9 protein-coding genes are annotated in these 14398 nt (G+C 69.7%); 6 read left to right on the top strand and 3 right to left on the bottom strand.

The features are described 5' to 3' along the window. Position 1: 1 nt before the first annotated feature. Positions 2-745: a L,D-transpeptidase family protein gene (locus tag AB0I16_RS12405; protein ID WP_363249283.1), complete on the bottom strand. Its 744-nt coding sequence runs from the start codon at positions 743-745 to the stop codon at positions 2-4. 288 nt (positions 746-1033) lie between these two features. On the opposite strand from AB0I16_RS12405, the gene AB0I16_RS12400 reads away from it, so the two are divergent. The 4 genes from AB0I16_RS12400 to AB0I16_RS12385 all read left to right on the top strand — a co-directional run bounded on the left by AB0I16_RS12400 (position 1034) and on the right by AB0I16_RS12385 (position 8954). Then, complete coding sequence (locus AB0I16_RS12400; RefSeq protein WP_363249282.1) at positions 1034-3082, top strand: ABC transporter ATP-binding protein; 2049 nt, start codon at positions 1034-1036, stop codon at positions 3080-3082. Next, positions 3079-4860, top strand: a complete 1782-nt coding sequence (locus AB0I16_RS12395; RefSeq protein WP_363249281.1) for an ABC transporter ATP-binding protein — start codon at positions 3079-3081, stop codon at positions 4858-4860. The genes AB0I16_RS12400 and AB0I16_RS12395 overlap by 4 nt, the downstream gene beginning before the upstream one ends. Before the next feature lie 279 nt (positions 4861-5139). Beyond that, positions 5140-7125, top strand: coding sequence for an ABC transporter ATP-binding protein (locus AB0I16_RS12390; RefSeq protein ID WP_363249280.1), 1986 nt, complete (start codon positions 5140-5142; stop codon positions 7123-7125). Then, positions 7122-8954 carry an ABC transporter ATP-binding protein gene (locus AB0I16_RS12385; RefSeq protein ID WP_363249279.1) on the top strand — a complete coding sequence of 611 codons (1833 nt, stop codon included), beginning with the start codon at positions 7122-7124 and terminating at the stop codon, positions 8952-8954. The genes AB0I16_RS12390 and AB0I16_RS12385 overlap by 4 nt, the downstream gene beginning before the upstream one ends. Before the next feature lie 44 nt (positions 8955-8998). Here the strand turns inward: AB0I16_RS12385 and AB0I16_RS12380 are convergent, their stop codons facing one another. After that, positions 8999-9793: a metal-dependent hydrolase gene (locus AB0I16_RS12380; RefSeq protein WP_363249277.1), complete on the bottom strand. Its 795-nt coding sequence runs from the start codon at positions 9791-9793 to the stop codon at positions 8999-9001. A gap of 31 nt (positions 9794-9824) precedes the next feature. On the opposite strand from AB0I16_RS12380, the gene AB0I16_RS12375 reads away from it, so the two are divergent. Continuing rightward, entirely contained in the window at positions 9825-12428 is a 2604-nt protein-coding gene (locus tag AB0I16_RS12375) for a DUF3516 domain-containing protein (RefSeq protein ID WP_363249276.1), read from the top strand. Positions 12429-12474: 46 nt separating this feature from the next. Beyond that, a complete protein-coding gene (locus AB0I16_RS12370; protein WP_363249274.1) occupies positions 12475-13344 on the top strand; it encodes an acyl-CoA thioesterase II in 870 nt (289 codons plus the stop codon). Positions 13345-13435: 91 nt separating this feature from the next. On the opposite strand, the gene AB0I16_RS12365 is transcribed toward AB0I16_RS12370, so the two are convergent. Then, positions 13436-14383 carry a DUF6397 family protein gene (locus AB0I16_RS12365; protein WP_363249273.1) on the bottom strand — a complete coding sequence of 316 codons (948 nt, stop codon included), beginning with the start codon at positions 14381-14383 and terminating at the stop codon, positions 13436-13438. Positions 14384-14398: the final 15 nt, after the last annotated feature.

The following is a 14398-nucleotide window of genomic DNA, read 5'->3' as shown; positions in this document are numbered from 1 at the left end:
CTCACGCCGCGAGGTTCGCCTTGTCGCCCATCACCACGACCGGGTGCTGCTTCGGGTCCAGCGTGCGCAGCAGGTACGCCATGCCCGACTTCGACAGACTGACGCACCCCGACGTACCGCTGCCGTGGTCCATGTGCAGCCAGATGCTGCCACCCTTGGCCTGCCCCAGCGGACGTGTCGGATCGTTGGGTGGGGTCCCCTTGGCGCGGTTGTAGTCGATGGCGATGACGTAGTCGAAGTCGTGCCAGTGCGTCTTGGGCCAGTAACGCGGCGCCTGCATGGAGACGGACTTCGTGTACGGGAACCTGGCGCCGGGGTCGGTGAGGACACCGCCCGCGTCGGTGAGGGTGAACACGCCGACAGGACTCCGCTTGTCGTTCTCGTGGTGATCGAGGGTCCAGCCCTTCTTGCCGTTGTGCGCGGGCCAGGTACGCGCCTTCTTCCACGTGGTGTCCGTCTTGCTGGCCTTCGTGTACAGGACGACGGTCGACTCGGCGGAGTTCACGCCGTCTCCGTAGACCGCGACCACCTGACGCGAGTCCTTGGGGATCTTCGACTGCAGCCGGTCGCCGACATCGGGAATCCGCTTGGCATCGGCGGCCCGCACCTGCGAGCCGTCCCCGCGCTTCCCCTCCTTGGCCTGTCCGGATCCAGCGTCGTCACCGCTTCCGCTCCCACAGGAGGTCAGCAGGACACCACAGGCCGCCGCCGCGACCACCGTTCGCACCGCACCGGCTATACGCATCCGCCCATGGTCGCATTCGGCTCATGTCACCCCTGTCCAGCCCGGCCCTCCGCACCAAGAAGGGGCCGATTCTTTACTCCGAGACGGAAAACCGTTTGCTTCGGACCACCGAACGAGGTGAACCTTTCACGGTTTGTTACCACCGTCCGTTCCGGCTCGTTCCGGTCCTCGACTGTGACCTCGCCGTGGTCTTGCGTGCGTATTCGCTCGCGGCACCGCCCGCCTCGTCGCCTCCGAGGAACCGCCTCGACGGAGCCGACGGCCACCGCTCTCGACTGCTGGGACGACATGCAGATCCGCGATCTCCCCTATCCCGACCCCGGCGTCCCCGATGTCAGGTCGGGCCCGCGCTTCCTGCTGTGGCTTGGCCGGAACCAACTCGCGGGGCAACTGAAAGCCCTCGCCTGGGGCCTGCTGCACTTCGGCTCCATCGCTGGCCTGCCTTACGCGGTCGGCATCGCCGTCGATGCGGTGCTCGACCGGTCCGGCGGACGGCTCGCGCTGTCGGGCGTACTGCTCGTCCTGCTCGGCCTCGCCATCGCGCTGGGCGACACGATGCTGCACCGCACCGCAGTCACCAACTGGATCACCGCCGCGGCCCGCGTGCAGCAACTGCTCGCCCGCAAGACCGCTCGGCTCGGCTCCGTGCTCACCCGGCGCGTGGCCGCCGGTGAAGTCGTATCCGTATCCACTGGTGACGTCGAGAAAATCGGTTGGTTCGTCGAGGCACTGTCCCGGTTCGCGGCAGCCGCCTGCACGGTCCTTCTCGCCTGTGTCGGCCTCCTCGTCTACCAGCCCGCCCTGGGCGTCGTCATCGCGGTGGGCATCCCCGTGCTCGCCCTCGCCGTGCTCCCCCTGCTGCCGCGTGCCACCCGGCGCGCCGACCTCCAGCGCGAGAAGGCGGGCCGGGCCACGGAACTGGCGTCCGACACCGTCGCGGGGCTGCGGGTCCTACGCGGCATCGGCGGTGAGGACCTCTTCCTCGACCGCTACCGCCGCGCCTCGCAGGAGGTCCGGACGGCCGCTGTCCGCAGCGCCCGGATGTGGGCGGTGATCTCGGCGGCGCAGGTTCTGCTGCCGGGACTGCTGCTGATCGCTCTGGTCTGGCACGGCGTGCACCTGGCCCGAGAGGGCCGCATCACCGTCGCCGAACTGGTCACCGTCTACAGCGCGGTCATGATGCTCAACTATCCGCTGCGCCACTTCGAAGAGATCGCCATGGCGTACTCCTTCTCCCGACCCAGCGCCAAGCGGGCAGCCCGTGTGCTCGCCTTGGAGCGAACGGAATCGGTGACCGACGGGACGGTACCGCCCGCACGGAACCAGCAGGTCGAGGAACCGCCGACACGAGGCGGAAAAGCAACGAACGGACCTGACGGTGCGGTTGCGGGGGCGGCACCGCGACGCGTCGACGTGCCGCCGCCCGCGAGCGAGCAGCCATCCGAGCAGCGCCGCGAACGGACCCTGGCCGGCGGCGCCCGGCACCCGGGCGATCTGTTCGACCCGGCGACAGGTCTGCTCGCACCGGCCGGCCGACTCACCGCCGTGGTCTGCGGCGACCCCGACGAAGCCGGACGGCTCGCCGAGCGACTCGGCGGCCACCCCACCTTCGAGGAGGCAGCGGGCCTGCCGTCCGTGCGCCTGGGTGACATCGCTCTGGACGAGATGCCGCTCTCCACTGCCCGTACCCATGTACTGGTGCAGGACAAGGACCCCGTCCTGCTCTCCGGCACCCTGCAGGACCTCCTCGACGTACCGGCATCCGGAGCCATCACCCCCGCCGAAGCCCTGGCGGCTGCCCAGTGCTCCGACGTCCTGGACGCGCTGGCCCAGGTGTCGGTGAGCGACGACCCCATGGCCGCCCATCTCACGGAACGCGGCCGCTCCCTCTCCGGAGGCCAGCGCCAGCGCCTGGCCCTGGCACGCTCACTGGTCACCGACCCCGACACGTTGGTACTCGACGAGCCGACGTCCGCCGTCGACTCGCACACCGAGGCCCGGGTCGCCGACGGCATCCGCCGGCTGCGGTCGGGACGGACCACCGTCGTCCTCACCTCGTCCCCACTGCTCCTCGACCGCGCCGAGCGTGTCGTGTTCCTGACTGACGGCGAGGTCGCGGCGGTGGGCGCGCATCGTGAGCTGATGCACAGCGAACCGCGGTACCGCGCGGTCGTCACTCGTGAGACCGACGACGAGCAGGCCGCTGCGGCCGAGTCCGGCTTGGCCGGCCTCGGCTCCGACTTCGAGGCTGACTTCGAGCCGAAGATCAACACCGCCACGACGAGCACGAACGCGACCGCCAGTGCGACCGCCAGCAACCTTGAGGAGACCGCATGATCGGCCTGGCGCCACCGGAGTACGATCCGGCGGCCCCCACCACGGCGGAGACCCTGCCCATCGGCGCACCGGCGACGGTCCGCGCCTACGTCCGTGAGCTGTTCCAGCGCCACCGCACGGCCTTCGTCCTGCTCATCCTGGTGAACACCCTCGCCGTCACCGCCTCGATGGCCGGCCCCTACCTGCTCGGCGACCTCGTGGAGAAGGTCTCGCACGACACCCGCGACCTCCACCTGGAACGCACCATCGGCCTGTTCGCGCTCGCCCTCGTCGTACAGTCCTTCTTCGTGCGCGAGGTTCGGTTGCGGGGCGCGATGCTCGGCGAGCGGATGCTCGCCGACCTGCGGGAGGACTTCCTCGTACGGTCTGTCGGGCTTCCGCCCGGGGTCCTTGAGCGAGCCGGCACGGGTGATCTGCTCTCGCGCATCACCACCGACGTCGACCGCCTCGCCAACGCCATGCGCGAGGCCGTGCCGCAGCTCGCGATCGGCGTGGTGTGGGTCGTGCTGCTGCTCGGCGGACTCGTCGTGACCGCACCGCCGCTGGCGCCCGCCGTGCTCGTCGCCGTGCCGCTCCTGGTGGTCGGCTGCCGCTGGTACTTCAAGCGGGCACCCGCCGCCTACCGTTCGGAGGCCGCCGGATACGCCACCGTGGCAGCCGCCCTCGCCGAGACCGTCGACGCGGGCCGCACCATCGAGGCCCACCGGCTCGGTGTGCGGCGCATCGAACTGTCGGAACGCCGCATCAAGGAATGGACCGCCTGGGAGCGCTACACCCTCTACCTGCGGTCGGTCCTCTTCCCCGTGATCAACTTCACCCACACCACGGTGCTCTGCTCGACGCTGATGATCGGCGGCGTCTTCGTGCTGCAGGGCTGGATCGGCGTCGGACAGCTGACCACGGGCGTCCTGATCACACAGATGCTCGTCGATCCCCTGGGAATCATCCTTCGCTGGTACGACGAACTGCAGGTCGCGCAGGTCTCCTTGGCCCGTCTCGTCGGCGTCCGCGACATCGAACCCGACGCGGGCGACACCTCCGTCACACCGAAGGGGCGCCACGTCCACGCCGACGACGTCCACTTCGGCTACCGCGAGGGCGTCGACGTCCTCCGCGAGGTCTCCCTCGCCGTCGAACCCGGCTCGCGCGTCGCCCTCGTCGGGCCGTCGGGCGCGGGCAAGTCGACGCTGGGCAGGCTGCTCGCCGGCATCTACGGCCCGCGCACCGGGCAGGTCACCTTGGGCGGCGCGGAGCTCTCGGCCATGCCCGCCGAGGAGGTCCGCTCCCATGTGGCCCTGGTCAACCAGGAGCACCACGTCTTCGTGGGTTCCCTGCGTGACAACCTGCTCCTGGCACGGACCAGTGCGCGGGACGCCGAACTGTGGGCCGCGCTCGGGGCTGTCGACGCGGCCGACTGGGCCCGCGGCCTCGACGAGGGGCTGGACACCGAGGTCGGCTCCGGGGGCTTCGCGCTGACTCCCGCCCAGGCCCAGCAGATCGCCCTGGCCCGGCTCGTCCTCGCCGACCCGCACACGCTGGTCCTCGACGAGGCGACCTCGCTCCTCGACCCGCGCGCCGCACGGCATCTGGAGCGTTCGCTCGCTCGTGTCCTGGACGGCCGCACCGTCGTGGCGATCGCCCACCGCCTGCACACCGCCCACGACGCGGACGTCATCGCGGTGGTCGAGAACGGCCGCATCAGCGAACTCGGCAGCCACGACCAACTGGTCGCCGCGGACGGCGCTTACGCCGCCCTGTGGCGGTCCTGGCACGGTTAGGGGCGGTGGCTCGGCCACGGGCCGTGGGCTCGCCACCGCGCAGCCCCGCCTCGGTCTCGGTCCGGCACCGGCTGCTTCCGCCTCCGGCGCGGATCGGCCGGGGCCGGGCCGCTTCGTGCCGAGCCGTTTCGTATCAGACCGTTTCGCACCAGGCCGCTTCGTGCGGGGTGGTTTCGTGCCGTGTGGTTTCGTACCGGGCCGTTTCGTGTCGGCCCCGGGTCGCTCGTCACGAGGTGAGGCGCCAGTTCCCGCCCCAGCAGGGGTAGTTAGGGTACGTGGATGGCCACTGCACCGAGCACGGACCCCGGCGTCCCCGACCGACGCGGGCCCGCGCGCTACCTCTGGTGGCTTGTCACCGCCCAACCCAAGCGGGTCGCTCTCGGCGCCCTGCTCGGCAGTGCGTGGATGGTCGGTCTGACGCTTCCCCCGTACGTCCTTTCGCGTGCCATCGATGACGGACTCCGCCCCGGCGACCAGAGCGCACTGATCGGTTGGACCGCCGCACTCTTCGGCGTCGGAGTTCTCGACGCCTGGCTCGGGATCATGCGGCACCGCACGATGACCCGCATCCGGCTCGACGCCTACTTCCGGACCGTGCGTGTCGTGATGGCCCACGCCACCCGGCTCGGCGCAGCTCTCCCCCGGCGTGTCTCGGCGGGCGAAGTCGTCACCATCGGTCACTCCGACGTGGGCGTCATCGGCTCGACGCTCACCGTCACGGGGCCCGGGGTGGGTGCGGTGATCGCCTACTTCCTCGTCGCCGTCCTGCTTCTGTCGTTCTCCGTGCTGCTGGCCATCGTGGTCCTGCTCGGGGTGCCCCTGCTCGCCCTGTTCGTCGGGCCGTTCCTGGGCAGGCTGCAAGGGGCGGAGACCGCGTACCGGGAGCGGCAGGGCGCACTGGCCGACGTACTCGGCGACCTGGCCGCCGGACTGCGGGTCCTCAACGGTCTTGGCGGCAAGCAGGTCTTCGCGGCCCGCTACCGCGCGGGATCGCGAGAGCTGAGGGCCGAGGGTCACCGGGTCGGCTCGTCCATGAGCTGGATCCAGGCCTTCGGGATCGGCCTGCCCAGCGTGTTCCTTGCCGCCGTGACCTGGCTCGCCGCCCGCATGGCGGCCCAGGGGACCATCACCGTGGGCGAACTGGTCGCCGTCTACGGTTACGTCGCCGTCCTCGTGGTTCCGGTGTCGTCCTTCATCGAGAGCGGCTACGACATCAGCCGTGGTCTGGTCTCGGCCCGCCGGGTCGTGGACTTCCTGGGTCTCGAACCGGAAACGTGGTCGGCGGCGCCCACGAGTGGGGCGAAGAGCGGGGCTGCGATGCTCGACGCCTCGCGTGCGGCTTCCGGTGTCGGCGAGCGCGAGCCCGGCGTCCGGGAGAACACCGCCGACGCTCCCGAGGCACCGGCCGTCCTCCACGACCGCCTCTCCGGAGTGAAGGTGGAACCGGGCTTCCTCACCGCGCTCGCCAGTACCCGTGCATCGGAGGCCATGGAGGTCGTCGATCGCCTCGGCCGCTTCGCCCCTGGCCCGGTCACCTGGGGGTCGGTCCCCCTGGACGCCGTCCCCTTGGAGCAGGTCCGCGCGCGCATCCTCGTCGCGGACAACGAAGCCGCCTTGTTCGCCGGTGCGCTGCGTGCGGCGCTCTCCGGCCGCCTGGACCGGGACGAGCACGCCCTCACCCGTGCGGTCGAGGCGGCCGCGGCGCACGACATCGTGCGCGGTCTCCCGGGCGGCTTCGACGCTCGTCTCGACGCCCATGGTCACAACCTCTCCGGCGGTCAACGGCAACGCATCCGCCTGGCCCGGGCCCTGCTGGCCGACCCCGAGGTGTTGCTGGCGGTCGAACCCACATCTGCCGTCGACGCCCATACCGAGGCCAAGATGGCCGCGGGTCTCCGCGCGGCCCGTGCCGAGCGCACGACACTCGTAACCACTACTTCTCCCCTTGTCCTCGATCAGGCCGACGTCGTCTACCACCTGGTCGACGGTCGCGTCACCACTGTGGGCCGACACGCCGACCTCCTGTCGAGCCACCCTGGCTACCGCCGCCTTGTGTCGCGTGACACCGAAGAGGCCGCGACGGCCGAAGCCGCAGAGGGCAGGGAGCCCACGAAAGTGGGAGCGGTCACCGCTTCGAACGAGCGCCCGGCGACGGACGCCACGGAGGAGGCCGCCAAGGCGGCCGATGCGGACGAGCAGGCCCGACCAGACGACCGCAAGAACTCCCGTCCCGACCCCGAGCCGACTCACGAGACCCTCCGATGACGCCGTCCCGCAGCGGCGACGCGCCCGAAGCCGCCGGCGGTCACCTGCCCGTCGCCAGCCCCCGCCAGGTCCACCGCGCCGCCCTGCGGCTGATCCGGCAGGACGCCCGCGCCTTCGCCGCCATGCTCTTCTTCAACGCGCTGGCCGCGGCTGCGGGCCTCGTCGGCCCGTGGCTCCTGGGGCGCATCGTGAATATCGTGAAGGACGGCGGAGACGTCGCCGCCGTGGATCGCCTCGCCCTCGGCATCCTCATCGGCGCCGTCGCCCAGCTCCTCCTGGCGCGCCATGCCCGCTACCTCGGCCATCGCTTCGGCGAGCGCACCCTCGCCCGCATCCGCGAACAGTTCGTCGACCGTGCGCTCGCCCTGCCCTCCTCGGTCGTCGAACGCGCCGGCGCGGGTGACCTGACGGCACGCGGTACGTCGGACATCGCGACCACCGGTCAGACGCTGCGGGACACCGGCCCCGATGTCTTCGTCGCGGCCGTGCAGGCACTGTTCATCGTCGGTGCGGTGTTCCTGCTCGATCCGCTGCTCGGTGTCTGCGGGGTACTCGGCCTCACGGGTATCTGGTTTGCCACCCGCTGGTACCTGCGGCGTGCGCGCTCTGCCTACCTCGCCCAGGGTGCGGCTCACTCCGCGCTGGCCGAAGTGCTCGCCGCCACCGCGTCCGGAGCCCGCACCGTCGAGGCGTTCGGCTTGCGGAAGCGGCGCATCGCGGACAGCGAGAGGGAGGTCGAGCGCTGTGTCACCGCCCGCGAGCGCACTCTGTACCTGCGGAGCGTCCTCTTCCCCGCCGTCGACATCTCGTACGTGATCCCGGTCGTCGGCATGCTGCTCATCGGCGGTGCGCTGCACTCCCAGGGCACAGTGAGCCTCGGCGCGGTCGTCGCGTCGGCGCTGTACCTCCGCCAGCTCTCGCAGCCGCTGGACACGATCCTGCAACGTGTCGAGGAGCTGCAGAGCAGCGGTGCCTCCTTCGCCAGGGTGGAGGGTCTGGCCACCACTCCCTCGGAACCGGCCTCTCCCAGCACCCTCACCCCCGAGAACGACCGCATAGACGTCGAGGGCGTGTGGTTCGCCTACACCGGTGGCGTCGATGTTCTTCGAGGTGTCGACCTGTCCGTCCGTCCCGGTGAACGTCTCGCCGTGGTCGGCCCCTCCGGCGCCGGGAAGACCACTCTGAGTCGGCTCCTGGCGGGCATCGACAGGCCCGACAAGGGCTCGGTTGCCGTCGGCGGGGTCCCGATCGCCGATCTGCCCTCCGACCGGCTGCGCCGTCAGGTCGTCCTGGTCACGCAGGAGCACCATGTGTTCCATGGCACCGTCCGGGACAATCTGCTGATCGCAGCGGAGTCCGCCACAGACGCCGAGCTGGACGCCGCGCTCACGGCGGTCGGCGCCGAGTGGGCCACGGACCTGCCGGAAGGCCTCGACACCGAGCTCGGTTCCGGCAGTCATCAGTTGAACGGGGCGCAGGCCCAGCAGCTGGCTCTGGCCCGAGTCGTGCTCGCCGACCCGCACACGCTGATACTCGACGAGGCGACGGCGCTCCTGGACCCGGCCACCGCCCGGCACACGGAGCGGGCCCTGGCGGCAGTCCTGCGCGGCCGCACCGTGATCGCCATAGCTCACCGCCTGCAGACCGCTCATGACGCGGACCGCGTCGCGGTGATGGAGAATGGCCGCGTCAGCGAGCTCGGCAGCCACGACGAGCTGGTGAGGGCCGACGGAGCGTACGCCGCCCTCTGGCACTCCTGGCACGGCGACCACCCGGTCGCCCCGGGGGCTCAGTCGGCTCCCGCCGGGCCCGGCGGGCCCGGCGGCTGATCCTCGGTTCGAGTGGCCGCCGTGTGGACGGGAACCGCCCGGCCTCAGATGAAGTTGAGCGCGGCTGCGCCACCCACCCCGCCGAGCAGCATGAACACCGGCATCAGCACCTTCAGCTCGATCCAGCTGCCGGCCCGGAAGCGCAGTGCTTTCGGCGGCCCGATCGGGTACCAGCGCTTTCGCCCTATGGGGATGGGCCACAGAATCGGGCACCCGGAGACCGTCAGCGCGTCCCCGATGTCGTGCACCAGCGCACCGAGCACGATGGGCAGCCCGAGCCAGAGGTACTCCTGGCCGGGCGCGGTGAAGAACCAGTCCGAGCCATTGCCCGGTTTGTCGAGGACGCCGGCGAGGATCCACGCGCTCGTGGCGGCGAGCAGCCACACCAGTACATCGCTGCTCGACCCACGCGCCGCCCGCCACAGCAGGCCCTCGATGGCGAGCACCATGTGGACGAAGAGGATCGCGAGCACGGCCCACCGCCCGCCGAAGATCGCCAGGGCCGAGGCGCCCGCGCCTATCAGCACCGCCCACAGCCAGGTGTGGGTGAGCGTGCGGTGGCCACCCGAGCGACGCGGGTCGCCCGCCTTGCGTGTCGCCTTGTAGACGGCGTACGAGAGTTTGTCGACAATTTCGCACAGACCCCGCGAAACGGGACCAAAGGCCCTTGAAATGGTCGCGGACTTGTGATCGAGATCGGGCGCGAGGGCCGCCCCGGCACAGATGAGCGCCCCCACGAGAAGGACCGGCCAGGGCATCGTGTGGCCCGCGGCCGCCGCGGCCGCGCCGACCCCGAGCCAGGCCGCCGCTCCCGACAGTGAGTGTGCCGGTCCCATCATTGCTGCAGCCCGCCCCATTTCCCATGTTCTGATGCCCCGTTGGCGACACAGCGTAGCGTTCGTGATCTTTCGGGGTACCGCCGGTTCCCTGATCCGGTCGGAAGGAAGGCAAGATGGGGGGGTGACCCTTATCGATCAGCTGCCGCCGGATGCCGACCCCGATGCCCTCTTCGAAGCCTTCTCCACGTGGGCCGAGAACCAGGGGATCACTCTCTACCCGGCCCAGGAGGAGGCACTGATCGAGGTGGTCTCCGGGGCGAACGTGATCTTGTCTACGCCCACGGGCTCCGGAAAGAGCCTGGTGGCCGCCGGCGCCCACTTCACCGCCCTCGCCCAGGACAAGGTCACCTTCTACACGGCCCCCATCAAGGCACTGGTGTCGGAGAAGTTCTTCGACCTGTGCAAGCTCTTCGGCACCGAGAACGTCGGCATGCTCACGGGCGACGCGTCCGTCAACGCCGACGCCCCCGTCATCTGCTGCACGGCGGAGGTCCTCGCCTCGATCGCCCTGCGTGACGGCAAGGACGCCGACATCGGCCAGGTCGTGATGGACGAGTTCCACTTCTACGCCGAGCCGGACCGCGGCTGGGCCTGGCAGATCCCGCTGCTCGAACTGCCGCAGGCGCAGTTCATCCTCATGTCGGCGACGCTCGGCGACGTCAGCATGTTCGAGAAGGACCTCACGCGCCGCACCGGCCGCCCCACCTCGGTCGTCCGCTCCGCGACGCGCCCCGTGCCGCTGTCGTACGAGTACCGGCTGACGCCGATCACCGAGACGCTCACCGAGCTCCTGGAGACCAAGCAGGCTCCGGTCTACATCGTGCACTTCACCCAGGCACAGGCCGTCGAGCGAGCCCAGTCGCTGATGAGCATCAACATGTGCACGCGCGAGGAGAAGGACAAGATCGCCGACTTGATCGGCAACTTCCGCTTCACCACCAAGTTCGGCCGCAACCTGTCGCGCTATGTGCGCCACGGCATCGGCGTGCACCACGCCGGCATGCTGCCGAAGTACCGCCGCCTGGTGGAGAAGCTCGCCCAGGCCGGTCTTCTGAAGGTCATCTGCGGTACGGACACCCTCGGCGTCGGCGTCAACGTTCCGATCCGCACCGTCCTCTTCACCGCGCTCACCAAGTACGACGGCAACCGGGTCCGCACTCTGCGCGCGCGGGAGTTCCATCAGATCGCCGGCCGGGCCGGACGCGCGGGCTTCGACACCGCGGGCTTCGTGGTCGCGCAGGCACCCGAGCACGTCATCGAGAACGAGAAGGCACTCGCGAAGGCGGGTGACGACGCGAAGAAGCGCCGCAAGGTGGTCCGCAAGAAGGCACCGGAGGGCTTCGTCGGCTGGACGGAGAACACCTTCGAGAAGCTCATCGCCTCCGAGCCGGAGCCGCTGACCTCCCGATTCCGCGTCACGCACACCATGCTGCTGTCCGTGATCGCCCGCCCCGGCAACGCCTTCCAGGCGATGCGCCACCTCCTGGAAGACAATCACGAGCCGCGCAAGGCACAGCTGCGGCACATCCGCCGCGCCATCGCCATCTACCGCTCGCTCCTGGCCGGTGGCGTCGTGGAGAAGCTGGACGAGCCGGATGCCACGGGCCGCATCGTGCGCCTGACCGTCGACCTGCAGCAGGACTTCGCGCTCAACCAGCCCCTGTCGACCTTCGCCCTCGCGGCGTTCGAGGTGCTCGACCCGGATTCCCCCTCCTACGCCCTCGACATGGTCTCCGTGGTCGAATCCACCCTCGACGATCCGCGCCAGATCCTGGCGGCCCAGCAGAACAAGGCGCGCGGCGAAGCGGTGGCGCTGATGAAGGCGGACGGCGTCGAGTACGAGGACCGGATGGAGCGGCTCCAGGACGTCACCTACCCCAAGCCGCTGGAGGAGCTGCTCTACCACGCCTACAACACCTACCGGACGAGCCACCCGTGGGTCGGTGACCACCCGCTGTCCCCGAAGTCCGTCATCCGCGACATGTACGAGCGGGCGCTGTCCTTCACCGAGTTCACTTCCTTCTACGAGCTCGCTCGTACCGAAGGCATCGTGCTGCGCTACCTCGCCAGTGCGTACAAGGCCCTTGAGCACACCATCCCTGACGACCTGAAGTCCGAGGATTTGGAGGACCTGATCGCCTGGCTCGGCGAGATGGTCCGACAGGTCGACTCCAGCCTCCTCGACGAGTGGGAGCAGTTGGCCAACCCCGAGGTCATGACGGCCGAGGAGGCCCAAGAGCGGGCCGACCAGGTCAAGCCGGTCACGGCCAATGCCCGCGCCTTCCGTGTCCTGGTGCGCAACGCGCTGTTCCGCAGGGTCGAGCTGGCCGCTCTCGACCACGTCGAGGAGCTGGGTGAGCTGGACGCCGAGTCCGGTTGGGACGCGGACGCCTGGGGTGAGGCCATGGACAAGTACTGGGACGAGTACGAAGATCTCGGGACCGGCCCCGACGCGCGCGGCCCCAAGCTTCTCTCCATCGAACAGGATCCTGAGCACGGTCTGTGGCGCGTCCGCCAGACGCTCGCCGACCCGAACGGCGACCATGACTGGGGCATCAGCGCGGAGGTCGATCTCGCGGCATCCGACGAGGAGGGCCGCGCGGTCGTGCGGGTCACGGACGTCGGCCAGCTCTGAAGTCCGCCAGGAATCGCGTGTCCCCGACAGGAGTCGAAGAAGCGCCATGAGCAACCCTGCCGAACGGCTGGTCGATCTGCTGGACCTGGAGCAGATCGAGGTCAACATCTTCCGGGGCCGCAGCCCCCAGGAGTCTTTGCAGCGTGTGTTCGGCGGGCAGGTCGCCGGGCAGGCCCTGGTGGCGGCCGGCCGCACCACGGAGGGCGACCGCCCTGTGCACTCACTGCACGCGTACTTCCTGCGCCCCGGCAGGCCGGGCGTACCGATCGTGTACCAGGTCGAGCGGGTCAGGGACGGTCGTTCCTTCACCACGCGTCGCGTCACCGCCGTCCAGCAGGGCCGCACGATCTTCAACCTCACCGCCTCCTTCCACAAGCCCGAACAGGGCGCTTTCGAACATCAGCTGCCGCCGCGCATCTCCGCTCCCGACCCGGAGTCGCTGCCGACCGTCGCCGAGGAGATCAAGGAGCACCTGGGCGCCCTTCCCGAGCAGCTGGAGCGCATGGCCCGGCGCCAGCCCTTCGACATCCGTTACGTGGACCGGCTGCGCTGGTCCTCCGCGGAGATCAAGGACGCCGAACCGCGCAGCGCCGTGTGGATGCGCGCCGTCGGCCCGCTGGGTGACGACCCGCTCGTGCACACCTGCGCGCTCACGTACGCGAGCGACATGACACTGCTCGACGCCGTGCGCATCCCGGTCGAACCGCTCTGGGGACCTCGTGGTTTCGACATGGCGTCGCTCGACCATGCCATGTGGTTCCACCACTCGTTCCGCGCCGATGAGTGGTTCTTGTACGACCAGGAGTCCCCCATCGCGACGGGGGGTCGCGGCCTTGCCCGCGGCCGTATCTATGACACCGAGGGCCGGCTCCTCGTATCGGTGGTGCAGGAAGGCTTGTTCCGCCCCCACGCGTGACGTCACTCAGTGGACCGGTGTCATCGGACATCACCAGACCGACATCATCGGCTGTGCTGTGTGTCCATGGCGCTGTATGTCGTCGTACGCATCACTCGTCCTGCACCTGCCTACGGCGCAACCACTTCCTCAGGCCGCGTGACTCGTGCTCCGGAAGGTCGATGGTGTCGCTCGTTCGTCGCTCGGGCCTCACGCGAGCCGAGACCGATCCGGCTGCCTCAGCTGAAACGGCTGGTGTGCGTGAGGGCCGGGGTGCCGCGTATTCGAGGCGCGCCTGGGCCAAGCCGAGCAGGAGGCTGGCGTGCAGCCAGCGCACCTCTTCGGGATCGTCCGCAATCATGATCCGTTCGACGATCTGCGCCGCGGGCGAATCGGGTGCCGCTTGCGTGCGTGGCGCGGGCATGAGCCGACTGAGGTATGCCCGTTCGTAGGGGTCCTTGACGATGTCCGTCAGTTGCACCTGGTCGAGGAGCGAGGCCATGACTGCCACGCGCCGCCAGGAATCCTTGGTCTGCCGGAGCAAGAATCCCGCGTTTCGGCTCCGCCAGTTGCGTGCCCGAAGATCCTGCCCGTCGTCCAGACGCGTACGGACCGATTCGGGCAGGCGGCCGGTGAGAAGGCCGTCATGCATCTGGCTCTCCGTGAAGTTCCGCAATTCTTCGGCGAGATACAGCCAGACGACTGCTCGATACCTGTTCAGGTAGAACTTCACCGGCGTCAGGAAGCCGGCGCGGGCGAGCCGGGTGAATCGGGCCGTAGTGATGTCCATGAGCTCCGCGGCTTCTGTGGTGCCCATGACTCTGACGCTCTCCCGCAACGCGCCGGGATAACTTTCGCTGCCGCGGACACGCTCGATCTCCGCGCGGGTGACTCGACGCTGTGCTCCGGGCGAGTCGGCGACGACGCGGATACGCCCGAGCAGTACGGCGAGATCGAACTCGCCGCGTTTCAAGCCCAGTTCTTTCGCCGCACCGCTCAGTGCGACGGAGGGCGGTGCCGCTGTCGTGGTGGGCGGCTGTGTGGTCATGACGTCCGTCATGTTCGTTCTCCCCCG

This window comes from Streptomyces sp. NPDC050703 (assembly GCF_040654435.1).
Classification (GTDB): domain Bacteria; phylum Actinomycetota; class Actinomycetes; order Streptomycetales; family Streptomycetaceae; genus Streptomyces.
The sequence above is the reverse complement of the archived record's forward strand: the minus strand, read 5'-3'. Positions and strand labels throughout refer to the sequence as shown.